The sequence below is a fragment of the Acidiphilium sp. 34-64-41 genome (genome assembly GCF_002282635.1).
Taxonomy (GTDB): Bacteria; Pseudomonadota; Alphaproteobacteria; order Acetobacterales; family Acetobacteraceae; genus Acidiphilium; species Acidiphilium rubrum.
Map to the genome: position 1 here is coordinate 1 of NZ_NCJX01000100.1, position 26,880 is coordinate 26,880.

A 26,880-nucleotide genomic window follows, 5' to 3' on the forward strand; every position below is an offset into this window, starting at 1 on the left:
CGCGACAACTCGGCACACAGCGCACGGCCGACAAAACCGCTGGCACCCGTCACCATGATGCGCCCCGTGGGCATTAGTACCGCACCTCGTTCACCTTGTGAGTGTCATCTCGTTGGCACACACATCAGGTCTTCAGCACACGGCGGTACAAGTCACCATAGGCCTGCCCCAGAGCCGGCCCGGAAAACAACTGCTCATAGCGTTTCCGGGCCGACTCGCCAAAACGTCGCGCCAGCGCTTCGTCCTTCTCCAGGCTCAACATCGCGCCCGCCAGTTCGATCGGGTCTTCCGGGGACACGACCAAACCTGTCTCTTCTTGGGTATTGACGAATGAAGTCCCGGTGCCAATTTCGCACGAGATCATCGGCCGTCCCAACATCGCGGCCTCCACCAGCACCATGCCGAATGCGGGCAGTTTTGGTGCCGCGGTCAGTACCTCGCCGATCCCGCCCATCCGCGCCGGTTCGCTGGCGATGCACACCGGCACATCCGCCCCCAGCGGTTCGGCCAGGAAATCGGGCATTGGGCAATTCCAGTGCCGCGCGATCAATCGGCACGCCGCTGCGGCATCGGCCGAGCCACCGCCGATGCCCGATGCCACTGGCAGATTTTTGGTCAGCCGGAACGCGAAATCCGCCGATCGCCCCATGGACGCGCCGAATCCCCGTGCCGCCCGCAGCACCAGATTGTTCGGCTCCGCGGCCAGCCCATCGCTGAACGGCCCGGTCACCGCGATGCTCAGCGCCGAGGCCGGAGTCATGCTCAAGCGGTCGCCCACGCCGGGAAACACCGCGAGGCTGTCGAGCAGATGAAACCCATCCGGCCGCCGTCCGACCACGTGGAGGAATAAATTCACCTTGGCGCGCGCCAATTCGGTCAGGATCGTGCTCACCGGCTCACGACCCTGCCGCTTCATGTTTCAGATGAGCCTCGATCTTTGCGGCCTCCGCCTTGTCGGGGTGTAGTGCCAGCGCGCGCGCCCATTGGTTGCGCGCTGCCAGCCGATTGCCGGCGGCGGCAAAAATATCGGCCAGATGCGCATTGACCTCGGCATCGTCCGGTGCGGCCTGCACCGCGCGGATCTGCACCTTCATCGCTTCGGCGATCTTGCCGCGCCGCAGCAGCACATAGCCCAGGCTGTCGATGATCGCGCCCTCGTTCGGATCGACCTGCAACGCCTGCTCGATCATGGCCTGCGCCTGCGCCAGATGAGCGCCGTGGAGCGCATCCGAATAGCCCAGATAGTTCAGCACGAACGGCTGGCCCGGTTGCAGGGCGAGCGCGCGGTGCAGATCGGCCTCGGCGGCGGGCCAGTCGTTCAGCTTATCCTCGGCGATCGCCCGGCCGTAATACAGCGCCCAGGCATTGCCCGGCGGGTTTGGCCCCAGCCGCGCCAGCGCGCGGGAATATAAACTGCGCGCCGCCTGGAAATGACCCGCATCGCGCTCGATATCGGCGGCCAGGGTCAGCGGCGCCGTATTGTGTGGATGCGCCTTTGCCAGGGCGGCGAGCGCCGGCAGCAGGGGCGCGCCTTGGCCCAGCCCATCGAGGATCTGGCCGCGCCGCATCACGGCCGGGCCGTAGAGCGGATCATCCGGTCCGATTTTCGCCAGATCGGCGGCGGCTTTTTCAGGGTGCTTCAGCGCGATGTCGAGGTCGGCCCGTACCAGACGCACGGCCGTCAGATCGGGTCGCAGGCCGAGCGCGAATCCCAGCAGAATCTGGCGCAGCAGCACTTGTTGCGGCTGATTGATCGATCCCGCCAGCGTCAGATAGGCCTCCGCCACGCCATCCTTGGCCGATCCGATCATCGGGTCCGCCGCGTCCTGCTCGAGCGCGCGCAGCGCCAGTGACAGGTCGGGATGGCTGGCAACCATGCGGACCAGCAGCGCATCGGCGCGGTCGCGATGGCCCTGGCGTGCCTGAAAACTCGCGATCGCCTCGGCAAGGCGCAGATTGGGCGCCTGGAACGCCTGCTCCGCCTGGGCATAGAACGGCGCCGCCTGCACCGCCCGCCCCGCCAGATCGGCGATCAGCCCGGCATTCAGCGCGTAGACCGGCCCGAACGGCGGCGTGGTTTCGAGCCCCTGCAGCAGTTCGATCGCCCGATCCGTCTCGCCCGCGCCGGCTTCGGGCCAGGCGACCAGCAGGGGGCGGATCAGGCCGGTCACGCCATCGGGTGCCATCGTCGCGAAGATGGCCGCCGCCTTGGCATCGTCCCCGGCCTGCATCATCGCATTGCCGCGCACCATGATCGCGAGCGGATCGGTACCGAGTTTCGCGGCAGCAGGGCGGTCACGAACCCCTGGCGCAACAAGGCCTGATTGCCGGGATCGAGCGCAATCGCCTGCGCGAACAAACGTGCCGCGGCCGCTTCATGCCCGGTGCCGGCGGCGTAGTTGCCGGCCATGAACGCTCCGTACAGCGACATCGTGCCCGGCCCGGCGGTGGCGGGTGCGGAACCGGCCACGCCGCCGGCGCAGGACGAGAGCAGCAGAACCAACGAACAGGCCGCGCGCCGCAGCGCCTTCGAAGCTGGGATCATCATGGTTTCCTAACCCGGATCACCGTGCCGGTCACGCCCCCCGCGACACCCAGGGAACGGCGGCCGGCTTGTTTCCAGCGCGCTGCGGGATTACAGCAAATGACCCCGCACCGATCGCCATTGGATGCGGTACCCCTCCGGAGCTTGCGCTTTCGAGGCCTATGAGGATAGCAACGATGGCACCGAGCCGCCCGCAAACCGCCAACAACCTCTACCAACGCGAAACATCCGGCATCCGCGTTTCGGTCCGCGTGATTTTTCTGGAAGACCAGTCGAGGCCGGACGAGCGGCATTTTGTCTGGGCCTATCAGATCAAGATCGAGAACATCGGCATCGTTACAATGAAATTGCTCCGCCGCACCTGGATGATTACCGATGGTAACGGCCATATCCAGCAGGTTCATGGCCCGGGCGTGGTTGGCGAGCAACCCGTGCTCGATCCGGGCGATAGCTTCGAATACACCTCGGGCACGCCGCTCGAGACGCCTAGCGGGTTCATGACGGGGCTGTTCCACATGATCGCGGTGGACAGCGGCGAACCGTTCGACATCGCGATCCCCGCGTTCAGCCTCGACAGTCCGCATGGCGATCAGCGGCTGCACTGATGATCAGCCCACAAATCATGGCAACATCATCGGGTTGCGGGGTTGCAAGTGCCGACCATATGCCGTTCAGAGCGGGCTGTTGAAAACATCCCGCAAGTCAATGATGGGAGACTGCCGGTGGATATTCATACCCCGCTCGATCACTTGGATAACGCGGGACATCCTGATCGTCCGAGCCGCGCCGAAGCCGAGGCCGCGATCCGTACGCTGATCCAATGGGCCGGTGACGACCCGGCGCGTGAGGGGCTGCTCGATACGCCGGCCCGGGTTGCCCGGTCCTACGAGGATTTCTTTCGCGGCTATGCCGAGGACCCCGAAGCCATCCTGACCCGTACCTTCGAGGAAATCGAAGGCTATGACGAGATGGTGATTTTGCGCGACATTCGCCTCGAATCCCATTGCGAACATCACATGGTGCCGATCATCGGCGTCGCCCACGTCGCCTACCTGCCGAACCGCCGGGTGGTCGGCATCAGCAAACTCGCCCGCGTGGTCGATGCCTATGCCAAGCGCCTGCAGATCCAGGAAAAGCTTACCGCCCAGATCGCCAACACGATCAACGAAGTGCTGCAACCGCGCGGCGTCGCCGTGGTGATCGAGGCTGGGCACGAATGCATGTCCACCCGCGGCGTCCATAAAACCGGTGTCGCCATGGTCACCAGCCGCATGCTCGGCGCGTTCCGCGATGATCCCTCGACGCGGCGGGAGTTTTTGTCGATGATTCAGGGGCGGCGGTGTACGGGGTTTGAGAGTTAAGCGAGCACTTCTTTTTTTGTAAAAAAAGAAGCAAAAAAACTTCTATTCCCTGGGTCTCCGGCGTTCAGGCGCCGGGGACCCAAATTAAAAAAAGTTTTTTGCTACTTTTTTTCAAAAAAGTAGTACTTCCTTACCTTCCCTCACGCCATTTCCACCAACAAATCCTTAGCCTCCACCGCCTCACCCGGCTTCACATGCAGCGCCTTGACGCTGCCATCGCGCGGTGCGGCGATGCGCGTCTGCATCTTCATCGCCTCGATCGCGACCAGCGCGTCGCCCTGGCTGACGGACTGCCCCTCGCGCACCATGATGGTGGCGACGGTGCCCGGCATGGGCGCGCCAATCTCGCCATCCTTGGTATCATCCGCCTTGCGCCGCGCGGCGCGGGTGGGCGTCACCGCGCGGTTCGGCACCACCACCACGCGCGGCTGGCCGTTGAGTTCGAAAAACACCCGGACATTGCCGTCCTCATCGGTCTCGCTCATCGTCTGCAGGCGCAGGATCAGCGTCTTGCCGGGTTCCATCTCGATGGCGATTTCATCGCCTTGCTGCATGCCGTAAAAATACACCGGCGTCGGCAAAACGCCGACCGGCCCATAGGTCCGCCGCGCCGCGCAATAGCCGGCGTAGACCTGCGGATACATCACATAGGCCGCCAGACCATCGTCATCGACCGGCCCGGCGCATTGTTCGGTCGCGGTGGCGCGCAATGCCTCGAGATCCGCCATCGGCAGCAGCGACCCCGGCCGCACGATATAGGGTTCCTCATCGCGCAGCGCCTTGGCCTGCAACAACCCCGGCCACCCGCCGGGCGGCTGGCCCAGATCGCCGCGCAGCATCTCGACCGCGGAGGCCGGAAACGCGATCTCCTTGGCGGGGTCGAGCACATCGCCCACCGTCAGCCCCTGGCTGACCATCATCAGCGCCATGTCGCCCACCACTTTCGACGAGGGAGTGACCTTCACGATATCGCCGAACATCATGTTCACGTCGCGATAGGTGCGCGAGATTTCGTGCCAGCGCTCGGCCAGGCCCAGCGAGCCGGCCTGTTCGCGCAGATTGGTGAACTGCCCGCCCGGCATTTCATGTAGATAGACTTCCGACGCACCGGATTGCAGGTCGCTTTCGAACGCCGCGTATTGCGCCCGCACCGCCTCCCAATAGAAACTCAAATCCCGGATCACGGTGGGGTCGAGCCCGGTATCGCGATAGGTATGCCGCCAGGCTTCGACCAGCGAGCCCAGGCAGGGTTGCGAAGTGAGGCCGGACATCGGGTCCATCGCCGCATCCACCGCATCCACCCCCGCTTCGACCGCGGCGAGCACCGTCGCCCCCGAAATGCCCGAGGTATCATGCGTGTGCAGATGAATCGGCAAGCCGACCGCGTCTTTCAGCGCGCGTACCAGGACCCCGGCGGCCGAGGGTTTCAGCACGCCCGCCATGTCCTTGATCGCGAGAATATGGCAGCCCGCCGCTTCGAGTTGCTTCGCCAGATCGACGTAATAATTCAGCGAATACTTCGCCCGCTCGGGGTCGAGAATATCGCCGGTGTAACAAATCGCACCCTCGGCGAGCTTGCCGGTTTCCAGCACCGCATCGATCGCGACGCGCATGTTCTCGACCCAGTTGAGGCAGTCGAAAATCCGGAACAGATCGATGCCGTTGGTGGCCGCGCGCTGGACGAAATACCGCACGATATTGTCGGGATAATTAGTGTACCCCACGCCGTTGGCACCACGCAGCAGCATCTGCAGCAGAATGTTGGGCGCGGCCGCCCGGATCGCGGCGAGGCGCTCCCACGGGCTTTCGGTCAGAAACCGCATCGAGACATCGAACGTCGCCCCGCCCCAGCATTCGAGCGAGAACAACCCCGGCAGCCCCACCGCATAGGCGGGCGCCGCGGCGACGATGTCATAGCTGCGCATCCGCGTTGCCAGCAGCGACTGATGCGCATCGCGCATCGTGGTGTCGGTGATCAGCACGCGCGATTGCTGGCGCATCCAGCCAGCGAACCCGACCGGCCCGAGTTGGTCCAGCAATTGCCTGGTGCCATCAGCGGGTTTGCCGATCACCCGCGGCGCATCCGGCGTGCGGGCCGAGGTCAGCGGCTTGCGCCGTCCGCGCACGTCGGGGTGGCCGTTCACCGTCACATCCGCGACATAGCGCAGCAAGCGGGTTGCCCGATCCCGCCGTTTCGGCAGGGTGAACAACTCCGGCGTGGTATCGATGAAGCGGGTGGTGTAGTCGCCCGCCTGGAACGAGGGGTGGGTCAACAGCGCCTCGAGAAACGGCAAATTCGTGGTGACACCACGGATCCGATATTCCCGCAGCGCGCGCAGCATCCGCGCCGTCGCCTCGCCGGGCGAGGGCGCCCAGGCCGTCACTTTTTCCAGCAGCGCATCATAAAACCGCGTCACCACCGCACCCGAATAGGCGGTGCCGCCATCGAGGCGGATGCCGAAGCCGAACGCGCCGCGATAGGCCGAAATCCTGCCGTAGTCGGGGATGAAATTATTCTCTGGATTCTCGGTGGTGATCCGACATTGCAGCGCGTGGCCATCGAGCACGATGCCCGATTGCGGCGGCACGCCGGTCTCGGCGACATCGCCGATATGGCCACCCTCGGCCACCTTGATCTGGGCTTTGACGATGTCGATGCCGGTGACCATTTCGGTCACCGTGTGCTCGACCTGAATTCGTGGATTGACCTCGATGAAATAGAATTTGTCGGTATCGCGATCGAGCAGAAACTCCACCGTGCCGGCATTGCGATAATCGGTCGCCCGGCCGATCGCGAGTGCTGCCTCGCACAGCGAAGCCCGCGTCGCATCATCGAGATACGGTGCCGGCGCGCGTTCCACCACTTTCTGATGACGCCGCTGGATCGTGCAGTCACGCTCGAACAGATGCACCAGATTGCCATGCGAATCGCCGAGCAACTGCACTTCGACATGGCGCGCCCGCTGGACGAGTTTTTCGATATAAACCTCATCATTGCCGAACGCAGCCTTCGCCTCGCGCCGCGCGGTGCCCAATTCGTCGATCAGCGTATCCGCCGCCGCAATCGGCCGCATACCGCGCCCGCCGCCACCCCAGGACGCCTTGAGCATCACCGGGTAGCCGATTTCCGCCGCAATGGCGCGCGTCGCCGCATCATCATCGCCCAACGGCGGACTCGCCGGCATCACCGGCACGCCGACCGAAACCGCGAGGTTACGCGCGGCAACCTTGTTGCCCAAGGTGCGCATGGTCGCCGGCAGCGGCCCGATGAACACGATGCCGGCATCCGCGCAGGCATCCGCGAAATCCGGATTTTCCGACAGGAACCCATATCCCGGATGAATCGCATCCGCCCGCGCCTCGATCGCGACGCGCAATACCTCCTCGATCGATAAATACGCCTCGATCGGGCCCATCCCCTTGCCGATCAGATAGGCCTCGTCAGCCTTGAAGCGATGGAGTGATAATTTATCCTGTTCGGCATAGACGCCGATCGTCCGAATCCCCAATTCAGCGGCCGCCCGAAACACGCGAATGGCGATTTCGGACCGATTCGCCACCAACAGCCGACTGAATTTTTTCAAGTTTCGCTCCGATCCGTTTTTGCGTCGCGTATCACGTGCGGCTTCAAGCTATGGTGACATAAACTTGCTGGCAAGCGAATTGTGCGGTGCGGTAGGCTTGGAGGAAAGAAGGGTTCTTTTTTGTAAAAAAGAACCAAAAAACTTTTTGTTGTTTGGTATTGCGGTTGTGGGTGGATCGTCGCGCTATTTCATCTTGGTTGCTGTTAGGTCGATGGTGACGTCTACGTTCAGCGCGACCCATTGGCCGCTCTGCCAGGGGCCTTGACCGACGCCGAAGGCGGTGCGCAGCAGATCGGCGCTGGCCGTCGCATGGGCGGTGTCGCCGGCGATCGTGACGGTGAAGGGCAGGGTCAGCGGCTTGGTCACCCCGCGCAACTGCAGCGTGCCGATCGCTTGGTAGGTGTTCGCCCCGGTTTTCGTGATGCGATTCGAGGTGAACACCGCCTGCGGCGATTTCGATACGTCGAACCAATCCTTGCCCGGCAATGCGGTATCGCGCTGCGAATCGCCGGTGCTGGCGCTCGCCAGATCGACCGTGACGTCGATATGTGAGTCCGCGAGATCGTCGGGGCTGAACGCGATGTCGGCGGTGAATGTCTTGAACGTTCCATGGAACTTCGTGCCGGTTTGGGTACCTGTGAAACCAAGGCTGCTTTTCGCGGCATCCACCGTCCATCGTGGCGCACCGGCAGCATGCGCGGCCAAGGGTGAAGCCAGAAGGGCGGCAGCGGCGATCGAGAAACGCGTGAACGAGTTCATGGAGCACTATCCTTCGTTTGCGCAGCACGCCGGCCGGGCAACATGCGCCGCAGCACCGTGTCGCGCTTGATGAAATGATGATGCAGGGCCGCCCCCGCATGGGCGCAGATCAGCGCGATCAACGTAAAGGCGCCGTAGTCGTGGATATCTTCGAGCACCGCCTCGGCCTGTTTTTTATGCGCAAGCGTCGGCAGAATTGGCAGATCTGGCCAGGGGATGACGCCGTACAGCACGGTCGGAATATCGAACGGCGAGGCGGAAACCGCCGCCCAACCGGTCAGCGGCAAGGCGAACAGCGCAACATATAGTAACCGATGGCTCCACGTCGCCGCTGCCCGCTGCCACGGCGGCATCGCCTCGCGCAGGATCGGCGGGCGATGGCGCAGCTTCCAGCCGATCCGCAAAAATGCGGCGAGCAGGATTGTGATGCCGATCGATTTGTGCAGCTGATACAGTTGAAACAGCGATTGCGGCGGCAGTTTCACATGCGTCATCACCAGCCCGATGATTGCAAGCGCCACGATGCCGAGCGCCATCACCCAGTGCAGGATGATGGCGACCAGCGTGTAGCGCTCGGCCGGAATCGGCATCGCCACCGGCATTACTTCTGCAGTTCGAACGCGCCGGCCAGCGTCAGCGTGACATCGTCGCCCACCATCGGCACATAGGCCTTGACGCCGAATTCACTGCGCTTGACCACGCCGATCGCGGAAAACCCGACAGTATCGGCCTTGTCGATCGGGTTGATGCCGGTGCCGATAAACCGCGCCTTCAGCACGATCGGCCGGGTCACGCCATGCAGCGTCAAATTGCCGTCGATCGTCGCGGTGGTCTTGCCGGTGCGGATCACCTTGGTCGATGTGAATGTCGTGGTCGGGTATTTGGCGGTGTCGAACCACTGGTTGTTGTTCAACTCGGTGGTCAATGCAGGCACCGTCGTCATCACCGACTTCATCCCGATCGTGACATCGAGCTTGTCGGCCGCCGGCTTGGCCGTATTCAGCACCAGGCTGCCCGAGGCATCGCCGAACATGCCGGAAAACTCGGTGAACCCGAAATGGGACAGGGTGAAGACCACCTGGGTATGATAGGGGTCGACCTTGTATGTGCCCGCCTTGACCGCTGCCGGGTTTTTCGAGGCGATTTGCGCGAGCGCGGACGGCGCCGCAGCGATCAACGCCGTTACGGCAAGAGCAGCAAACGATAGTTTCATGAGATGTCGTTCCTTGATGTAAAACGCGATGCGGGAGGCTGAACCTGTGCGGTCGGGGCGTCCCGCTTTGCTAGGTCAGGCCGCCAATGCCGCAATTTCGGCTTGGGCTTTGCCGATTGCACCCTCGCGGGCCTCCGGTCCGAACGCGATGCCTTCGGCGCGGATGAAGGTGATATCGGTCAGGCCGATGAACGAGAGCACGGCGGTCAGGTAGGTTTCCTGGTGCTCGAGGCCGGCGGCGGGGCTGCCGGCGGAATAGACGCCGCCGCGGGTCGAGGCGATCAGGATTTTCTTGCCTTTGGGCAGCAGGCTCTCCGGCATGCCGCCTTCGCCGTAGCGGAAGGTCTTGCCGGCGACGACGACGCGATCGATCCAGGCCTTGAGCTGGCTGGGAATCCCGAAATTATACATCGGCGCGCCGATCACGATAATATCGGCGGCAAACAATTCGTCGATGAACGCGCTGCCGGTGGCGAGATCGGCGCCGAGAGCGGCATCGCTCACCGCGCTGCCCTGCCAGGCGGCCATGTGCGCGCCCGACAGATGCATCATCGGCGTCGCGGCCAGGTCGCGGTAGACGATGTCGAGGTCAGGATGCAGTGCTGCCTCCTTGGCGACGATTTCGGCGGTGAGGATTCGGCTGACCGAGTGGGGGCCGAGGATGCTGGAATCGATGTGCAATAACTTCATGGTTTGAAACTCCGGCCGGCGGCGTGGCGGTATATTCCGATCCTATCCATCGGATGAAGCGATAGACGGAGAGTGGCGATGCTTGACGGAATTTCACTCGACCAGTTGCGGGTGTTCATCACGGCGGCGGACGAAGGCAGTTTTTCAGCGGCGGGACGCAAATTGCGCCGCGCGCAATCGGTCGTGAGCGACATGGTCAGCACGCTGGAAGGGCAAATCGGTGTCACCTTGTTCGATCGCACCGGTCACACGCCGAAATTGACCGGGGCGGGCACGGCCCTGCTCGGCGATGCGCGCACCATCATGTGCGGGGTCGATGGTTTGAAAGCGCGGGCGAAGGGCATGGCGCGCGGGCTGGAGCCGGAATTATCCGCGGTGATCGACGTGTTTTTCCCGATGACCGCGATTACCGCCGCGGCACGGGCGTTTCGAGCCCAGTTCCCCGGCACGCCGCTGCGGCTCTATGTCGAAGCTCTGGGAGCGGCGGGCCTGAAAGTAGTCGACGGCAGTTGCAGCTTCGGCGTGGTCGGCAGTTCATTGCCGCTGCTGCCACCCACAATGACGAGCGAGCGGCTGGATGGAATCGAGATGGTGCTGGTGGCATCGCCCGCTCATCCGCTGGCGTCGCTGACGGGCACGATCCCGCGCGCCGAGCTGGCGCGCCATGTTCAGCTGGTGCTGACCGACCGGTCCGACCTGTCGGCCGGGCGGGAGTTCGGTGTGATTTCGCCGCAGACCTGGCGGCTCGCGGATTTATACGCAAAGCACGAATTTCTGCGCCACGGCCTGGGGTTCGGCGGCATGCCGCTGCATTCGGTCACGGCGGATCTGGCGAACGGCGCGCTGGTTCGGCTTACGGTCGAGGATATGCCGGCGGGTGGGCTTACTCTGCCGATGGCGGTGGTCTATCCCAGCGCGTTGCCGCCGGGGCCGGCCGGTCGATGGTTGATCGAGTTTTTGAAGACGGCGGAAGCAAGCGCTTCTTTTTTGTAAAAAAGAAGCAAAAAACTTTTTTTAATTTGGGGCACGGGTGTTTTCGCCGGTATGGGCTCAACGTCAAAAAGTTTTTTCGCTTCTTTTTTTACAAAAAAAGAAGTGCTTCCTTACGCCTTATTGGCTGCCACAAACTGCTCCAGCCAATGAATGGTATAATCCCCACTCTGAAACCCCGCATCATCCAGAATCCGCAAATGCAACGGAATCGTGGTCTTGATCCCCGCGATCGCGAATTCTTCCAGCGCGCGCCGCATGCGAGCGATCGCTTCGGGGCGGCTGCGGCCGTGGACGATCAGTTTGGCGACCAGGCTGTCATAGTGCGAGGGCACGCGATAGCCGGCATACAGCGCCGAATCGAGGCGCACGCCCAAGCCGCCGGGCGCATGGAACATCGTGACCGTTCCGGGCGACGGCGCGAAGGTTTCGGGGTCTTCGGCGGTGATCCGGCATTCGATCGCGTGGCCGGACACTTTCACGTCGGACTGGTCGTAGCCGAGCGGTTCGCCGAACGCGATGCGGATTTGTTCGCGCACCAGATCGACGCCGGTGACCATTTCCGTGACCGGATGCTCGACCTGCAGGCGGGTGTTCATTTCGATGAAGGCGAACTGGCCGTCCTGATACAGGAATTCGAGCGTGCCGGCGTTGCGATAGCCGAATTTTTCGAGCGCCTGGGTGGCGATGGCGCCCAACGCGGTGCGTTCGGCAGCGGTGATGCCGGGCGATCCGGCTTCTTCGAGCAGTTTTTGATGGCGGCGCTGGAGCGAGCAGTCGCGCTCGCCAAAATGCACGACCTTGCCGTAATTATCGCCCAGCACCTGTAATTCGATATGGCGCGGCCGATCGAGGTATTTTTCGATATAGACGGCGTTGTTGCCGAACGCAGCGGCGGCTTCGGCGCGCGCGGTCGAAAACGCCTCGGCCACTTCATTGAGCGTGCGGGCCACTTTCATGCCGCGCCCGCCACCACCGGCCGCTGCTTTCACCAGCACGGGGCAGCCGATCTGGCGGGCAACCTCGATCGCCGCCTCGACATCCGGCACTTCGCCGTCCGACCCGGGGACCAGCGGCACGCCAAGCTCGGCCATCGTGGTCTTGGCGGTGATCTTATCACCCATCATGCGAATGTGGGTGGGGCTGGGACCAATGAAGGTGAGACCGTGAGCCTCCACCATTTCGGCGAAATCGGCGTTTTCCGACAGGAAGCCATAGCCAGGGTGGATCGCCTCGGCGCCGGTGATCAGAGCGGCGGAGAGCAGCGCCGGCATATTGAGATAGGAGTCGCGCGCAAGCGGCGGGCCGATGCACAGGCTTTCATCGGCGAGGCGGACATGCATCGCATCGGCGTCGGCGGTGGAATGCACGGCCACGGTGGCGATGCCCATTTCGCGGCAGGCGCGCTGGACGCGGAGCGCGATTTCGCCGCGGTTGGCAATCAGGATTTTACTGAACATTACTCGATGATCACCAGCGGTTCGTCGTATTCGACCGGCTGGCCGCCGGTGACCAGAATCTGCTTCACGGTGCCGGCACGAGGTGCCTTGATCTGGTTGAAGGTTTTCATCGCCTCGATCAGCAGCAGCGTCTGACCGGCCTCGACACTGGCGCCAACCGTGATGAACGGGGCGGCACTCGGCTCGGGGGCGAGGTAAGCGACGCCGACCATCGGCGATTTCACCGCACCAGGGTGCACGCCCATATCCTGCGCCGCCGCGACCTGCGGTGCTGGTGCTGGTGCGGGGGCAGGGGTGGCGGGCGCGGCCATCATCGGTTGCATCATTGCTGCCGGTTGGGCCACCGCGCGGGCGAGGCGCAGCCGCCGGTCGCCCTCTTCCAGTTCGATCTCGCCGAGACCGCTTTCGTTCAACAGGGCTGCCAACTGGCGCAGCGCTTCGGGGTCGAAGGATAAACTCATGCTTCCTGCTCCACAATGTCGGCAATCGCCTGCAAGGCCAGCCGGTAGCCGGTGAATCCAAGCCCGCAGATCACGCCGCGCGCCGCCATCGATATATAGGAATGGTGGCGAAACGGCTCGCGGGTGAAAATATTCGACAGATGCACCTCGATCACCGGCAGATCGACCGCGTGCAGCGCATCCATCAGGGCGACCGAAGTATGCGAATAGCCCGCCGGGTTGATGATGATGCCGGCGGCCCGGCCGCGGCATTCCTGGACCCAGGTGATCAACTCGCCCTCGCCGTTGGTCTGGCGGAAATCGATGGCGAGGCCCAACGGCTCGGCCGCCTCGGCACACACCGCCTCCAGATCGTCGAGCGTCTGGATGCCGTAGATTTCCGGCTCGCGCAGGCCGAGCAGATTGAGGTTAGGGCCGTTGAGCACGGCAATCAGGGGTTCCGCCATCCGCCGCGCCTAGCACAAGGCGATGGGTCGGCCAACTGTGCCGGGCTGGCGGACGAACAGGCAGGGGACAGCAGAGGAGGTCTCTTCTTTTTTGTGAACAAAAAAGAAGCAAAAAAAACTTCGCTAATTCTGGCCCGTGCCCGCGACAACACCCGTACCCCAGATCAAAAAAAGTTTTTTGCTTCTTTTTTTCAAAAAAGAAGCGCTTCCTTCCTTACTCCTCCTCAGCCCAACACGGTCTTCCCGCCCGCCGCATCGAGGATGTAATGCGGCAGAGCAGTGCCCGAAACCGTGCCGCGCAGCGCGGCGAGCAGGGCGCGGCCTTCGGCGATCGGCACATGAAACCGGGCGGTACCGGGTGCCGGGTCGAGCTGGTGGAGGTAATAGGGTTTCACCCGGCAGGCCAGCATGGTTTCGAACAGATCGCGCAGGGCGGCCTCGGAATCATTGACGCCCCGCAGCAGCACGGATTGGCCGAGGACCGGTATGCCGCCGTAGCGCAGGCGGGCCAGCGCATCCTGCGCGGCTGCGGTGAATTCGCTGGCGTGGTTGGCGTGCAGCACGATGAACAGCGGGGTTTCGGTATCGAGGGTCTCGACCAGGGCGCCGGTGATGCGTTCCGGCGCGACCACCGGCACACGGGTGTGGATGCGCAGGCGCCGGACATGCGCGATGGCGGTGAGGCGGCTGAGGATGTCATCGAGTCGCCGTTGCGACAGGATCAGCGGATCGCCGCCGGTCAGGATGACCTCGGCGATGGCCGGGTGATCGGCGATCCAGCCGATCGCGGCATCGAGTTCGGCGTCGTTCAGGACACCGCCGTCCGGCCCGACATGCTCGCGCCGAAAGCAGAACCGGCAATAGACCGGACAGGCCAGGGTTGGTTTGAGCAGCGCGCGGTCGGGGTAGCGGTGGACGATGCCCTTGATCGGCGAGAGCGCGTCATCGCCGATCGGGTCCGCGCTTTCATGGGCGGCCAGCGTCAATTCTGCCGGATCGGGGATGAATTGCAGGCCGATCGGGTCGGTGCGACCCTCGATCAGCGCGGCCATGCCCGGCGGGATTGCGGTGGCATAGCGCGCGGCGACGGCGGTGAGCGCTGCCCGCGCGGCCGGCGGGACCAGGCCGGCCGCGATCAGGTCTTCGGGGGTGCGGAGTGTGCGCAAACTCATGCTGCGGTGCTATCCGCTGCTGCATGACCGCACAAGACACGCATTCACGCCGCTGGCATCCCGAACGATTGGCCGCGCGCATGCCCTATTTGCGCCGGCGCGCTGGGCTGACCCAGGCGACGCGGGCCTTTTTCACCGCGCGCGGCTATCTGGAGGTGGAAACGCCTTACGCGGTGCCAGTGCCGGGCGAAGAAGTGCATCTCGCCGCGTTCGCGACCGCGCGTAGCGCGCCAGATGGGGCGGTCGAGCCGTTATGGCTGCACACCAGCCCGGAATTTGCGATGAAGAAGCTGCTGGCCGGCGGGGCGGGGCGGATTTTCCAACTGGCGCGGGTCTGGCGCAACGGTGAGGGTTCGGCGACCCACGCGCCGGAATTCACCATGCTGGAATGGTATCGACCCGGTGCTGCGATGGCTGAGCTGATCGCCGAGACGATCGCGTTTCTACGTGCGGTGCTGCCGCCGGTGGTGACCTGCCGGGGCGTGACGACGCGGCTCGATCGGGTCGAGGTGATCAGCGTGGCGGCGGCGTTCGAGCGCTATCTCGGCATCGACGTGCTGGCGAGTGTGAACGATGCAGAGCGTCTGGCGGCTGATGCGCGCACGCCGCGCCGGCCGGGCGAGAGCTGGGAGGATCTGTTCTTCCGGCTGATGCTCGGCCATATCGAGCCGCGGCTCGGGCACGATGTGCCGAGCGTGCTCACCGGCTGGCCGGCGCCGCTGGCGGCACTGGCGCGGCGTGATCCCGCCGATGCGCGGGTGGCGGAGCGGTTCGAGCTCTACGTGTGCGGCATCGAGCTCGCCAATGCCTTCGTCGAACTGACCGATGCGGCTGAGCAGCGTGCCCGGTTCGAGGATGATCGCGCGCGGCGTCACGCGATCAACGGCGTGGCGGATTGGCCGCTCGATCAAGATTTGCTAGACGCCGTCGCAATGATGCCGCCCTGTGCCGGTATTGCGCTCGGCTTTGACCGGCTGGCGATGATCGCGACCGGTGCCGCGCGCATCACGGATGTGTTATGGATGTGAAATTCTTCTGAAACTCTGTGGTTACACCAGATTGCTACCATATGGTTTAAACGAAATTCATTCTGATGGAGCGCATGATGCGTAACCTGATTCGGGCGAGCAAATGTCTGGTTATGTCGGTCGTCCGGAATCGGTACTAGTCGCCCAGCTTGGCGTGCCGGATCGGAGGATTCATGTCGGGGGGCTGACATACTTCGCCTATGTCCATAAATCCTTTCATTATCAGTCTGGCTCGTTCGGCTATGGCGGTTTCGGTGGATTTTACGGTCCGTTTTCTGGACCGTTCTACGGTAGTGGCTTTCCGGCGGAGGCCTATACGAGTGAATGTACCACGACCTTCGCTCTGAAGAATAAAATGGTCCAGTCGTTCGAACTGCGGGGCAACGACTGCTGAAAATGCGAGCGCCGGGTGCCTTGGCACCCGGCGCCTGATTGCGCTTGCAAGTCTGCCCCGCCCATTCTGCCCCGCCGGTCAGCGCGCCATCGATTAAATGACTCCAAGCAACCACAGAATCAGCAGAACAATAATAACGGTTCCTAAGCCACCACCCCAGTAGAACATCCGCCCGTCTCCTTTTGCGTTGTTGCGATCGTGCTCAATTATGTAAAATTCGGAGTCGTCGTTTCCAGTCGCGATTCATTGCTTTACTGTCATCATGGCCTGCGGCGCGGGTGGCGCCGCGAATAATGAGGCGGCGGTGTCGTCCGTCAGAACCTGTGTCCGGCCGGTCAACCAGGCATGGAGGGCGGCGTCGCGCAGCGGCGGCGAGAACAGGCTGCCCTGACCGTGATCGAACCCGAGGTCGACGAGGGCCGCTTCAGTCTGTTCGTTCTCGACGCCCTCGCCAGTGACCCGCATGCCTATGTCGCGCGCCAGGTGCGTGATGTTGCGCAGGATGGTGCCGCGTCGACGATCGCCCATGGCGTCGTGGATCAGCGTGCGGTCGATTTTCAGCCAATCGAATTGGACGTAGTAAAGTGTCGCGATCGATGAAAAGCCGGAGCCGAAATCATCAAGGCTCAGCCGGCAACCCAACGCCTTGATGCCGTCGAGTGTCGCGACCGTCTCGGGCGTGATGTTCAAGATGGCAGTTTCGGTCAGTTCGAACACGATGCGGCCAGGGGCCAGGGCGTTGCGCGCGAGGCTGTTTGCAATCGTATCGATCAATCCGGCATCGTGCACCTGCACCGCCGAAAGGTTGATCGCGACAGACACTTCATGTGGCAACGTCGCGGCAAAGGCGCAGGCGATCGCGATAACGTGGCGGCCGATCGGTATGATGGCACCGCTGTGTTCTGCCTCGGGGATGAACAGATCGGGTCGCAACATACCGTATTGCGGATGATCCCAACGGACCAGCGCTTCGACGGCAGTCAGATGACCGTTCGCGAGAGCCACGATCGGCTGATATTCCAGATAGAAGGCGCCGAGGTCGAGGTCGTTGTTCAGGGCGAACTTGAGGTCGCGTGCCTGCCGCGCCTCGCTTTTCGATTCGGCCACGAAAGCCCGATGCGTACCGCGCCCTTCGGCCTTGGCGCGGTAGAGCGCGAGATCAGCAGCGTGATGGACGTCCGCGGGGTTCTGATCCGCGGTCGAGACCATCGCAATGCCGACGCAGGCGCCGATCGTGAGATTGACCTCATCAATCCGGAACGGTTCAGCGAGGCGTTCGACGATCCGGGCGGCGATGACCTCGGCCGCAGCTTGATCGGTGTTGGGCAGGATGATCCCGAATTCGTCGCCGCCGAGACGGAACGGCCGGTCATGTTCACGCACGCAGCGCAGAATGCGCTGCACCGCCGCCACTAACAGGGCATCGCCGGTCTGATGGCCGAACCGGTCGTTGACCGATTTGAAATGATCGAGATCGATGCAGAGCAGTGCCGCCCCGTCGTCCGGGTTCGCGCACAGGCTGGCGAGGTCGGCATCGAAGCTCATCCGGTTGGCGAGGCCGGTCAGATTGTCGTGGCGGGCGATGTGGTCGATCTGGCGCTCGGCCTGGCGGATGGCGGTCACGTCCGACCCGACGCCGCGATAGCCAATGAATTGATCATCCGCGCCGAGAATCGGCTTGCCAGTGATCGACCAGCACCGGATTTCGGTGCCGAAGCGCAGTTCGACGCGCTGTTCATGGAACGGTTGGCGGCGGCCCACGTGGTCGATCAAGTTTGCGACAACGCCATCGTTGGCCTGGTTGATGCAGCGGGCGCGATGATCGGTGAGGAAGCGGATGATCGATGTGCCGCTGAGCACGGCCTGGGTCGTCAACGCAGCCTCGGCGAACCGCGCCGATGGGCGGACCAGGTCGAGATTGGCATCGGTTTCCCAAAGGAAGTCGCTCGTACCTTCCTGGAAATCGCGCAGCAGCAGCCCGATCAGTGCATTCTGGCGCTCGGCTTCGATGCGCTTGAGTTCGCGATCGATCGTGCTGGCGTTCACGGACAGGATCGATGTGAAGGTCAGGAAGGCATAGCTGAGCAGCCCGATCAGGCTGGGGATGGGTGGGGTCGCGGCATCGATCATGATCGCGAGGAACGAGCCGATCGTGATGGGGGTCCACAGTGCGAACGCGTAGAGGGCGGGGCCGACAAAGACCGGCGCCGACATGAGGCCGACCGCCAACGCATACAGCGTGCTGGTCTGAACCAGATTCGCGTGGCGCAGGCCGAACATCAGAACGATCGACCAGGCGATGCCCAATGTGAAAGACAGGGACACGAAAATGACCTTGAACGTCGTAAGACGCCGAGTTCGGTCGCGCTCCAACAACCAAAATCGGGCCGTGGGGATCAGCCCGACGTAACAGGCCCCGACCGCACCAAAACCAAAACGCAGAATTTTGAAATCGGCGTGATCCCAAAAACTCCACGCGAGTGCGATCGCTACGAACAGGCCCGCCGCTGCCATGCGCGGCGCGAGTTTGGCACGCATGTCCAGTTGAGACATGGCGATCTGCCGATTGGTATCAATATCTAGGGCGCGTCCATTTTTTAGAAAATTTCGCAATTTTTCAATAGATTTCAGAAATTGCATCTACATAGTTTCCAGTACGCCTTTCATTAGATTTGTGAACAGTAAAGATACCCTAAAACTATAACAATTCATCCAATTCCGTTTATCATAGCAAATCTTACAACTGACAGTGGTGGACGATATGGATGGGCTGAACTTCGCAGGCGAAATGCGGAAACCGGTCGGGATACGACCAATCAGACGTAGCAACGATGGGCTGGAGGCGCAACTTGCCGACGATCCGACCTTGCACGAGGTGGCATTCCACCTTCGCTACGAGGCGTACCGTTCTTATCAATATATACCCGATAGGCCGGATCAACTGTTTTCCGACACATATGATGAGCAGTCGAATTGCCGTACCGTCATTGTCTTCAAAAACGGCAGACCGGCGGCAACGGTGCGCGTCAGTGTTTTTGCGCCGGACCGGCCCGAATCACCCGGACTAAGATTGCAAGCGATGGAGATATTTGGAACCGAAATCGAAGATACCATGGCTGCGTTGAGGCTGCCCGACCGTCAGCCGCGCGTGATGGAAATTGCCAAGCTCGCCAGACTTCCACAGTTCGCCAAGGATATCGAGGTCGTCTTCGCGCTCTATCGCGTTGCCGGTTATTTTATTCTTCACAATGATGCTGACATCGTCTTCAACGCGGTTCGGGCTCATCATGTGCCCATGTATCGCCGCTTTGGCTTTCAGGAACTGACGCCGCCGCGCGCCTACCCGGGACTTACCTTTAAGACTGCTCTCATGGCATGTTTTCGCACCAGCTATGATCAGGCCCGCAACAACCTGCCATTCCTGCGCGGCATCAGCACCGACGATGCCGCCTATCACGGCCTCATCGCCGGTGAGCGCGTGCCGATTTTCGGGGCCGCCGCCGCACCGATCAGCGCGGGGCACCAACCTGGATCATCGGATCGGCCTTCGCAAACGCAGGATGCGCTTCACAATCGCGCATGATGCGATCGATCGTCGGAATCCCGGGGATGTCGATGCGGAAAATCCGCATCACCGCGATGATGCTGGCGAGGCAGATATCCGCCATGGTCACCGCATCGCCGTGGCAGAAGCGGCTGGTCTCCGCCTCGCTCGCCAGCCGGTGTTCCACCGCCTGCAGGCCGGTGGTGAACCAGTGAATCTGCCACGCGCGCCACGCCGCATCATCAAAACCGCCGGTGCCGGTGAGGTATTTCTTGACTCGCGGCGTGATCAGCGGATGGGTGTCGCCCGCCAGCATCGCGGCGATCGCGCGCGCACGCGCCCGCCCGTGCGGATCAGGCGGCAGCAGCGCGGGTTCAGGATATTCCTCGTCGAGGAACTCCAGGATCGCGAGTGACTGAGTGAGCGGTGCGCGCGATTGCCCGGCACCGCGATCGATCAGCGCCGGAATCGCGCCGAGGGGATTGATCGCCAGAAACGCCGCACCGCGCTGCTCGTTCGCATCGATGTCGACGATCCGCTCCTCGGCCGCGATGCCCTTGAGGTTCAGCGCGACCCGTACGCGATAGGTCGCGGAGGTCCGCCAGAACGCGAACAGCTCAAACCGTGGTGCTTCACTCATATCGGGTCTCCATCCTTGAAACTTGTTTCGAAAGGTCCTTAGTGCAGGCCAGCATACCATCAACCGCCGCGCAACCGCCGCGCCGGCAGCAAGGAGGCAGACCCGATGGCTACCGACGTCGTTTTCATCCCCGCTCTGCTGTGTGACGAAGCCCTGTATCGCGACGTGATCACCGCCGCCGGCGACGCGATCAACGCCCATGTGATGATCTCGCCCCGCGCCGATCTCGCTGAGAGTGTCGCCGATATCCTGAGCCAGGCGCCGGCTCGTTTCGCGCTCGTGGGCACGTCCTACGGCGGCAATCTGGCACTCGAGGTAGCGCTCGCGGCCCCCGAACGGGTCACCGCTCTCTGGTTGATGGGCTGCGATCCGGCCGCGCCGCAAACCGGCGGTCCCGATCTTGCGGGCGGTCTGACCGCGCAGCCCGATGCGGTGATCGATATGCTGGCGGGGCTGGTGGTGCATCAGGATGCGACCGCTTGTGCCGATATCTTCAAAACCATGGCCCATCACATCGGCGGCAAAGCCGGTGCCGCGCAGGCGACCGCGCTGGCGACCCGCCGGGAAGCGACGTCACGCCTCGGCGCGCTGCACATGCCGGCAATGGTGCTGTGGGGCAAGGATGACGCGATCGTGCCGACCGAGGTTGGTCGCAGCCTGGCCGATGATCTGCCGCACGCCCATTTCCACGTCCTGAAAGACTGCGGCCATCTGCCAACGCTCGAGAAACCGGCCGAATCGGCGGCCCTGTTTCTGGAGTTCCTCGCCGACGAGCCGCATCATCACCACCACCATTAGGGCTGCGCGGGCAGGGCAGGGTTCCGCTCCTGCCCGCCGCTCAACCCGGCCCGCTGCCGCCGATCACAACTCCTCGATGCTGCGCGCCGCCTGATCGATCAGCGCGGCGATCTCGCGGGCGACCGCGGGGGAAATCGCACCGCTGCCGCGTTTCAGGCGGAGGGCGGTCTTCAGGTTTTCCATCGCGCGGATCACCGGCAGGGCGGGTTCGTGCGCCTGCTCCTGGCCGATCCGCTCGAGGATCGTATCGACCGCCTTGCGGTTGGCCGTCAACGCTTCGGTTCCCTCGGCCGTAAGGGTAAAACTCTTGCGGCTGCCTTCGGTGGTGCCGGTCACCTGGCCCAGATCCTCCAGCATCGCCAGCGTCGGGTAGACCACGCCGGGGCTCGGCGCATAGGCACCCCCAGCCAGATCCTCGATCGCCTTGATGATTTCATAGCCATGGCGCGGCTTTTCGGCGATCAGATGCAGTACCAGCAGGCGCAGATCGCCGTGCTCCAGCAAGCGGCGCAGCCGGCCGCCTCGGAACCTGCCGTGCCCGTGCCCGCGCCCGCCATGCCCGGGCCCGTCATGCCCGGGCCCGTCATGACCGTGATGCACGCCGTCAGGCCCACGCCGGCCCCCGAACGCGAAGCGGCGCTGCATCAACCCCTCGGCGCAGTGTCCCCCAGCGTGGTGGTCGCCACGCATTGTTTCGTTCCGTCTGAACAGTCTCATCGATTGATCTCCTCTATATCGATATCTTTTAGATATATCTAAAACAGATCGATTTCAATGGAAAAAATGGTCGCGGGCCGTGCGGAGCCTGCTATGCTGGCGCGGCGTCCAACCAGGAACAAAAATCTGATGTTCAATCACAAATGGCGTCTGATCCTGCCGGCAACGGCTTCGCTTGGTCTCGCCACGGCCAATGCCGCTCCAACGCCGGCGATTACCGCCGCCGACAGCCCGATGGGCGCAGCAGTCGCGCGCGGCGCACAATTATTCGACCACGCGCGGTTCGGCAGCACCATGACCTGGGTGCCCGACATGGCGTTTCACGCCAAGCCGATGACGTGCGGCGCCTGCCACACCAACGGCGGCAAAACCATCGGCACCATGCCGAACGGCAAACAAATCCCCAGCCTGATCGGTGCCGCGGCCGATTTTCCGCGCTACAACGCGAAGAAACATGCGGTGTTCACGCTGCAACGCCAGTTGGTGCACTGCATTCGCGCCGGCATCGGCGGCAAGGCGCCGGCCTATGACAGCCCGGCGATGATCGACCTCGAAGTCTATCTGATCTCGCTGTCGAAAACCGCGCCGATCGGCCGGAACGTGCCGTAACGCCGGTCAGACCTTGCGGGCGATCGGTGCGATGAATTGCGGCTCGGTATCCCACGGAAACAGGATCCAGGTGTCCTGCGAAACCTCGGTGATGAAGGTATCGACCAGCTCTTTGCCGGCCGGCTTGGCGTAGACCGTCGCGAAATGGGCGCGCGGCAGCAGGGCACGGACTTGCCTGGCCGTGGTGCCGGTATCGACCAGATCGTCGATGATCAGAAACCCGGTGCCGTCTCCGGCAGCGGTCGGCGGTTTCGTGATGCGGGGTTCGCCGCGCTCTTCCTCGTCATAGGTCACGATCGACACGGTTTCGATCAGCCGGCACTCCAGTTCGCGCGCCACGATCGCCGCCGGGATCAACCCGCCGCGGGTGATGGCGACGATGCCGTCGAACGGACGCATGGTGTTCAGCCGCCAGGCCAGCGCCTTGGAATCGCGGTGCAACTGGTCCCACGAAACGACGTAATAATGCTGCGCCATCAGAACAATCGGCCTCCCACCGGCACTTCGAAATCAGGCCGGACCAGCACGACCGCCCCTTCGGCATCCGGCATCCCGAGGGTCAAGACTTCCGATACGAACTTGCCGATCTGGCGGGGCGGAAAGTTCACCACGGCACACACCTGGCGCCCCAGCAACCGGTCCGGCTTGTAATGAACGGTGATCTGCGCCGAGGATCGCTTGACGCCGATATTGCCACCGAAATCGATCCACAGCTTGATGGCGGGTTTCCGTGCCTCAGGAAACGGCTTGGCATCGATGATAATGCCGACCCTGATGTCGACCTGTTCGAAATCGGCGTAGGTGATGGTGGCATCGTCCATGGCCCGGCATTGGCCAGCGGCGCGTCCTTGTCAACCGTGGCATGCGTTATATGGCGAATTGCTCTCGGCGGCCGGGCCTGCATTGTCATTGTGCCAGCAGCAGTGCAGTTTGATACAAAACCGAATCAGGAGGTCCGATGCGCGATTTTCATCAACCCGGCCGCAGCGCCGTCTATGCCGGGCGGGCCATGGCCGCGACCTCGATGCCGGTTGCAACACTTGCCGCACTCGATGCCCTGCGCGCCGGCGGCAATGCGCTCGATGCCGCCGTCACCGCCGCCGCCTTGCTCGGCGTGGTCGAACCGCAATCGACCGGCATCGGCGGCGATTGCTTCTGCCTCTATAAAAAGGCCGGCAGCGCCGAGGTGATCGCGCTCAACGGTTCCGGCCGCGCACCAGCGGCCGCTACGATCGATCATTACGAGGCGCATGGCATCACCAGCCTCGATTCGACCTCGCCGCACGGTGTGACCGTGCCAGGCGCGGTCGGCGCGTGGGAAACTCTGCTGCAAGCGCACGGCAAGCGCGGTCTGGCCGCGGCGCTGGCGCCCGCGATCCATTACGCCGAGGCCGGATTTGCGGTTTCACCGCGCGTCGCCGCCGATTGGGCGCACACCGCCGACAAGCTGCGCAAGACCGGCGCCCATGCACTGCTGCCGAACGGTGCGGCACCCGGCGTCGGCACCATCATCCAACAGCCGGAACTCGCGGCGACGCTGCGCGCGATCGCCGCACAAGGCGCGCGGGCGTTCTACGAGGGGCCGATCGCCGCCGGCATGGTGGCGGAACTGCGCAGCCGCGGCGGCCTGCATACCGAGGCCGATTTTGCCGAGGGCCGCACGGCGGCGCAATTCGTCACGCCGATCCAACGCGATTTCGACGGTCTCACAATCTGGGAATGCCCGCCGAACGGTTCGGGCATACTCGCGTTGATGCTGCTGGGGATTCTCGAAGGCTTCGGCCCGGCGCCGGATGGGCCGCTCGGCCCGATCCGCGTGCATCGGCATATCGAGGCGGCGCGCCTGGTCTATCGCGATCGCGACGCCCTGCTGGCCGACCCCGAGCACGCGTCGGTTCCGGTCGAGCACCTTTTGAGCGATGCGTACCTCACGTCGCTGCGCAGCCTCATCAAAGACGATCGGAGCATCAAGGACATGCCGCGCGCCGGCGAGGCTTTGCTGCCGGCCCACCGCGACACCGTCTATCTCTGCGTCGTCGATGACGAGGGCAATGCCTGCTCGTTCATCAACTCCACCTTCGAGAATTTCGGCTCGGGCATTCTGGCCGGGAACACCGGTGTAATCCTGCACAATCGCGGCCTCGGCTTCCGGCTCGAACGCGGGCACCCCAACTGCATCGCCCCCCGCAAGCGGCCGATGCACACGATCATCCCCGGCATGGCGACACGCAATGGCCACGCGATCATGCCGTTCGGCGTCATGGGCGGCCACTATCAGCCGATGGGCCAGTCATGGTTTCTCACCAACCTGCGGCACTATAACCTCGACGTCCAGCAATCGCTCGATCTGCCACGCGCGTTTCCCTACGCCGGCGTCGTCGAACTCGAACCGACATTTCCGCAGGCAACCATCGATGGCCTGATCCAGCGCGGCCACACCGTCGCACCCACCGCCCGACCACACGGCGGTGGCCAGGCAATCCTGATCGACCCGACGAGCGACGTGCTCGCGGGCGGGTCAGACCCTCGGAAGGATGGGTGCGCGCTTGGGTATTAAGGAAGGCCAGGGGCTCTCCCTCCGGAGCCATTCCAGCGATGAAGTGCATCGCCGGAACCTTCGGCTCCTCCGCCCCTGGACCCCGTTAAAGGTCCCGCGGGCAAGATGCCCGCTACCATATGATGAGGCGCGCGACGCGCGCCGGGCTTTAAAATCCATTCGTTTTAGGCAAGGGGAGGGCGACCCAGGCCAGATCGACGGAACCACCGAGGCAGCGCCCTCCCCTTGCCTAAAACTAGCGGGTTATGCAAGCGTGTGACCTGACAGCGACCCAAGCGCGGCACCTGATCGGCGGCCGGCGGCTTTCGCCGGTTGAGCTGTTGGACAGTTGCATTGCGCGGATCGAGGCGGTCGATCATGCGGTGAATGCAATGGTCGCGCGCGATTTCGAGCGTGCCCGGGCGGCGGCGATCGTGGCCGAGGCGGCGGTGATGGCGGGCGGTGCGATCGGCCCGCTGCACGGCCTGCCGATCGGCGTAAAGGACCTCGAAGATACCGAGGGGCTGCGCACCACCTATGGCAGCGTGATGTTCCGCGATCACGTGCCGAAGGCGGATCAGCGCCTGGTGGCGGATATCCGCCGTGCCGGCGGCATCGTGCTGGGCAAGACCAACACGCCGGAGTTCGGCGCCGGCGCAAATACGCGTAACGCGGTGTATGGCGCGACCGGCAACCCGTTCGATCCGCTGAAATCGGCGGCCGGTTCGTCCGGCGGGTCGGCGGTCGCGCTGGCGACCGGAATGGTGCCGCTCGCGACCGGTTCGGATATGGGCGGCAGCTTGCGCAACCCGGCATCGTTCTGCGGCATTGTCGGCATGCGGCCTTCGGCGGGGCTGGTGCCGTCCGAAAAACGGCTGCTCGGCTCATCGGCCCTGTCGGTCCTGGGGCCAATGGCGCGCAACGTGCCGGATCTGGCCTTGATGCTCGGCGCGATCGCGCATTACGATACGCGCGATATGCTGGCGTTTCCCAACCCAGCGCTGCAACCGCAAACGGTCGACCTCGGGACGCTGCGTGTTGCGTTCACGCCGGATTTCGGCTTCGCGCCGACCGCAAAGGCGGTCCGCGCGGCCTTCGCCGCCAAGACCGCCCTGCTGGCGCCGCTGTTCGGTGCGGCCGAGGCCGCGACACCCGATTGCGCCGGCGCGGATGAGGCATTCGCCATTCTGCGAGCGGTCAATTTCCTCGCCGGGTTCGGCGCGACCTACCAGACCAACCCAGAGCGGCTGGGTCCGAACGTGCGCACCAATGTCGAGGAAGGCTTGCGCTACAGCGCGACCGATGTCGCGCGCGCAATGGTGATCCAGACCCGAATATACCAGGCATGGCAACAGTTTTTCGGCCAATACGACGTGCTCATCGCGCCCAGCGTGACCATCACGCCCCGCCCCTGGAGCGAATTGTTCCCCGCCCAGATCGACGGCGTCGCAACCCAATCCTACTACCACTGGCTGGCCCTGGCCTACGCCGTAACACTCACCGGCCACCCCTCGCTGTCGCTGCCACTGGGGCGCGATGCCGATGGCATGCCGTTCGGCGTCCAAATCATCACCGCCCGCCATACCGATGCCAAAACCCTCGCCGTAGCCAGCGCGATCGAAACCCTGTGCGCCGATAACCCAAACCTCAACCGCCCCACCCCCGACATCGCCAAACTCACCACGGCCCCCACACTCAGCACCACCCCAGGCTTCCACGACGTCGCATAACCCGCCTCGCGGCGTGCGGGCTTTAGGGCTAAGCGCCGGGTGGGATGACGCTTTGAGTCAGTAAGGCCAAGGGGCTCTGCCCCCTGGACCCCCGCTAAGGGCTCAGCCCTTAGAACCCGCTAGTTTTAGGCAAGGGGAGGGCGCTGCCTCGGTGGTTCCGTCGATCTGGCCTGTGTCGCCCTCCCCTTGCCTAAAACTAATGG

28 protein-coding genes are annotated in these 26,880 nt (G+C 63.5%); 11 read left to right on the top strand and 17 right to left on the bottom strand.

The window, feature by feature from the left end:
- Positions 1-124: 124 nt before the first annotated feature.
- From B7X49_RS16025 to B7X49_RS16035, 3 genes are read right to left on the bottom strand one after another with little or no spacing between them, the layout of a single operon-like run.
- Positions 125-916: a 4-(cytidine 5'-diphospho)-2-C-methyl-D-erythritol kinase gene (locus B7X49_RS16025; RefSeq protein ID WP_286840174.1), complete on the bottom strand. Its 792-nt coding sequence runs from the start codon at positions 914-916 to the stop codon at positions 125-127.
- Complete coding sequence (locus B7X49_RS16030; protein WP_286840178.1) at positions 897-2,252, bottom strand: tetratricopeptide repeat protein; 1,356 nt, start codon at positions 2,250-2,252, stop codon at positions 897-899. Before B7X49_RS16030 ends, B7X49_RS16025 begins: the two co-directional genes overlap by 20 nt.
- Positions 2,231-2,545 carry a hypothetical protein gene (locus tag B7X49_RS16035; protein WP_286840180.1) on the bottom strand — a complete coding sequence of 105 codons (315 nt, stop codon included), beginning with the start codon at positions 2,543-2,545 and terminating at the stop codon, positions 2,231-2,233. The genes B7X49_RS16030 and B7X49_RS16035 overlap by 22 nt, the downstream gene beginning before the upstream one ends.
- Before the next feature lie 176 nt (positions 2,546-2,721).
- Here B7X49_RS16035 and apaG point away from each other — a divergent pair, with 176 nt between their 5' ends.
- Both apaG and folE read left to right on the top strand, forming a co-directional pair.
- A complete protein-coding gene (gene apaG, locus B7X49_RS16040) occupies positions 2,722-3,150 on the top strand; it encodes a Co2+/Mg2+ efflux protein ApaG (RefSeq protein WP_286704094.1) in 429 nt (142 codons plus the stop codon).
- Positions 3,151-3,267: 117 nt separating this feature from the next.
- Positions 3,268-3,906, top strand: a complete 639-nt coding sequence (gene folE, locus B7X49_RS16045; RefSeq protein WP_029311420.1) for a GTP cyclohydrolase I FolE — start codon at positions 3,268-3,270, stop codon at positions 3,904-3,906.
- A 140-nt stretch (positions 3,907-4,046) separates the two neighbouring features.
- Here folE and pyc read toward each other — a convergent pair whose 3' ends face one another.
- The 5 genes from pyc to B7X49_RS16070 all read right to left on the bottom strand — a co-directional run bounded on the left by pyc (position 4,047) and on the right by B7X49_RS16070 (position 10,152).
- Positions 4,047-7,490 carry a pyruvate carboxylase gene (gene pyc / locus B7X49_RS16050; protein WP_286704093.1) on the bottom strand — a complete coding sequence of 1,148 codons (3,444 nt, stop codon included), beginning with the start codon at positions 7,488-7,490 and terminating at the stop codon, positions 4,047-4,049.
- 183 nt (positions 7,491-7,673) lie between these two features.
- On the bottom strand, positions 7,674-8,159 hold the full coding sequence (locus B7X49_RS16055) for a YceI family protein (RefSeq protein WP_286704092.1): 486 nt from the start codon (positions 8,157-8,159) through the stop codon (positions 7,674-7,676).
- An 86-nt stretch (positions 8,160-8,245) separates the two neighbouring features.
- The gene (locus B7X49_RS16060) at positions 8,246-8,851 is read right to left on the bottom strand and encodes a cytochrome b (protein WP_286704091.1); all 606 of its coding nucleotides are present in this window, start codon (positions 8,849-8,851) and stop codon (positions 8,246-8,248) included.
- Complete coding sequence (locus B7X49_RS16065) at positions 8,851-9,462, bottom strand: YceI family protein (protein ID WP_286704090.1); 612 nt, start codon at positions 9,460-9,462, stop codon at positions 8,851-8,853. The genes B7X49_RS16060 and B7X49_RS16065 overlap by 1 nt, the downstream gene beginning before the upstream one ends.
- Before the next feature lie 75 nt (positions 9,463-9,537).
- Entirely contained in the window at positions 9,538-10,152 is a 615-nt protein-coding gene (locus B7X49_RS16070; protein WP_286704089.1) for an FMN-dependent NADH-azoreductase, read from the bottom strand.
- A gap of 78 nt (positions 10,153-10,230) precedes the next feature.
- Here B7X49_RS16070 and B7X49_RS16075 point away from each other — a divergent pair, with 78 nt between their 5' ends.
- A complete protein-coding gene (locus tag B7X49_RS16075; RefSeq protein ID WP_286704088.1) occupies positions 10,231-11,145 on the top strand; it encodes a LysR family transcriptional regulator in 915 nt (304 codons plus the stop codon).
- Positions 11,146-11,255: 110 nt separating this feature from the next.
- Here the strand turns inward: B7X49_RS16075 and accC are convergent, their stop codons facing one another.
- The 4 genes from accC to B7X49_RS16095 all read right to left on the bottom strand — a co-directional run bounded on the left by accC (position 11,256) and on the right by B7X49_RS16095 (position 14,681).
- Entirely contained in the window at positions 11,256-12,602 is a 1,347-nt protein-coding gene (gene accC, locus B7X49_RS16080; RefSeq protein WP_286704087.1) for an acetyl-CoA carboxylase biotin carboxylase subunit, read from the bottom strand.
- Complete coding sequence (gene accB / locus B7X49_RS16085) at positions 12,602-13,063, bottom strand: acetyl-CoA carboxylase biotin carboxyl carrier protein (protein WP_286704086.1); 462 nt, start codon at positions 13,061-13,063, stop codon at positions 12,602-12,604. The genes accC and accB overlap by 1 nt, the downstream gene beginning before the upstream one ends.
- Positions 13,060-13,509 (bottom strand): type II 3-dehydroquinate dehydratase, encoded by a 450-nt coding sequence (gene aroQ / locus B7X49_RS16090; RefSeq protein ID WP_286704085.1) that lies wholly within the window; start codon positions 13,507-13,509, stop codon positions 13,060-13,062. Before aroQ ends, accB begins: the two co-directional genes overlap by 4 nt.
- A 224-nt stretch (positions 13,510-13,733) precedes the next feature.
- Positions 13,734-14,681, bottom strand: coding sequence for a lysine-2,3-aminomutase-like protein (locus tag B7X49_RS16095; protein ID WP_286704084.1), 948 nt, complete (start codon positions 14,679-14,681; stop codon positions 13,734-13,736).
- A gap of 23 nt (positions 14,682-14,704) precedes the next feature.
- Between B7X49_RS16095 and epmA the strand changes: the two genes are divergently transcribed.
- Together epmA and B7X49_RS16105 are read left to right on the top strand one after the other, a co-directional pair.
- Complete coding sequence (gene epmA / locus B7X49_RS16100; RefSeq protein WP_286704083.1) at positions 14,705-15,709, top strand: EF-P lysine aminoacylase EpmA; 1,005 nt, start codon at positions 14,705-14,707, stop codon at positions 15,707-15,709.
- A gap of 103 nt (positions 15,710-15,812) precedes the next feature.
- On the top strand, positions 15,813-16,103 hold the full coding sequence (locus B7X49_RS16105) for a hypothetical protein (RefSeq protein WP_286840187.1): 291 nt from the start codon (positions 15,813-15,815) through the stop codon (positions 16,101-16,103).
- 243 nt (positions 16,104-16,346) lie between these two features.
- On the opposite strand, the gene B7X49_RS16110 is transcribed toward B7X49_RS16105, so the two are convergent.
- Positions 16,347-18,383 (bottom strand): bifunctional diguanylate cyclase/phosphodiesterase, encoded by a 2,037-nt coding sequence (locus B7X49_RS16110; RefSeq protein ID WP_286840189.1) that lies wholly within the window; start codon positions 18,381-18,383, stop codon positions 16,347-16,349.
- Between B7X49_RS16110 and B7X49_RS16115 the strand changes: the two genes are divergently transcribed.
- Together B7X49_RS16115 and B7X49_RS16120 are read left to right on the top strand one after the other, a co-directional pair.
- Positions 18,366-18,686, top strand: coding sequence for a hypothetical protein (locus tag B7X49_RS16115; protein ID WP_286840191.1), 321 nt, complete (start codon positions 18,366-18,368; stop codon positions 18,684-18,686). The two genes, B7X49_RS16110 and B7X49_RS16115, sit on opposite strands and share 18 nt — an antisense overlap.
- 178 nt (positions 18,687-18,864) lie before the next feature.
- Positions 18,865-19,686 carry an N-acyl amino acid synthase FeeM domain-containing protein gene (locus B7X49_RS16120; RefSeq protein WP_286704080.1) on the top strand — a complete coding sequence of 274 codons (822 nt, stop codon included), beginning with the start codon at positions 18,865-18,867 and terminating at the stop codon, positions 19,684-19,686.
- Here the strand turns inward: B7X49_RS16120 and maiA are convergent.
- The gene (maiA, locus tag B7X49_RS16125; RefSeq protein ID WP_286704079.1) at positions 19,613-20,287 is read right to left on the bottom strand and encodes a maleylacetoacetate isomerase; all 675 of its coding nucleotides are present in this window, start codon (positions 20,285-20,287) and stop codon (positions 19,613-19,615) included. The two genes, B7X49_RS16120 and maiA, sit on opposite strands and share 74 nt — an antisense overlap.
- Positions 20,288-20,392: 105 nt before the next feature.
- Between maiA and B7X49_RS16130 the strand changes: the two genes are divergently transcribed.
- Positions 20,393-21,085: an alpha/beta fold hydrolase gene (locus tag B7X49_RS16130; protein ID WP_286704078.1), complete on the top strand. Its 693-nt coding sequence runs from the start codon at positions 20,393-20,395 to the stop codon at positions 21,083-21,085.
- Positions 21,086-21,148: 63 nt separating this feature from the next.
- Here the strand turns inward: B7X49_RS16130 and B7X49_RS16135 are convergent, their stop codons facing one another.
- Positions 21,149-21,802, bottom strand: coding sequence for a PadR family transcriptional regulator (locus B7X49_RS16135; protein ID WP_286704077.1), 654 nt, complete (start codon positions 21,800-21,802; stop codon positions 21,149-21,151).
- Positions 21,803-21,931: 129 nt separating this feature from the next.
- Here B7X49_RS16135 and B7X49_RS16140 point away from each other — a divergent pair, with 129 nt between their 5' ends.
- Entirely contained in the window at positions 21,932-22,411 is a 480-nt protein-coding gene (locus B7X49_RS16140; protein WP_286704076.1) for a cytochrome C, read from the top strand.
- Positions 22,412-22,417: 6 nt separating this feature from the next.
- Here the strand turns inward: B7X49_RS16140 and gpt are convergent, their stop codons facing one another.
- Both gpt and B7X49_RS16150 read right to left on the bottom strand, forming a co-directional pair.
- Positions 22,418-22,888: a xanthine phosphoribosyltransferase gene (gene gpt, locus B7X49_RS16145; protein ID WP_286704075.1), complete on the bottom strand. Its 471-nt coding sequence runs from the start codon at positions 22,886-22,888 to the stop codon at positions 22,418-22,420.
- Complete coding sequence (locus B7X49_RS16150; RefSeq protein WP_286704074.1) at positions 22,888-23,232, bottom strand: tRNA-binding protein; 345 nt, start codon at positions 23,230-23,232, stop codon at positions 22,888-22,890. The genes gpt and B7X49_RS16150 overlap by 1 nt, the downstream gene beginning before the upstream one ends.
- Positions 23,233-23,369: 137 nt before the next feature.
- Between B7X49_RS16150 and B7X49_RS16155 the strand changes: the two genes are divergently transcribed.
- The gene (locus B7X49_RS16155) at positions 23,370-24,968 is read left to right on the top strand and encodes a gamma-glutamyltransferase family protein (protein ID WP_286704073.1); all 1,599 of its coding nucleotides are present in this window, start codon (positions 23,370-23,372) and stop codon (positions 24,966-24,968) included.
- A gap of 245 nt (positions 24,969-25,213) precedes the next feature.
- Positions 25,214-26,677 carry an amidase gene (locus tag B7X49_RS16160; protein ID WP_286705466.1) on the top strand — a complete coding sequence of 488 codons (1,464 nt, stop codon included), beginning with the start codon at positions 25,214-25,216 and terminating at the stop codon, positions 26,675-26,677.
- Positions 26,678-26,880: the final 203 nt, after the last annotated feature.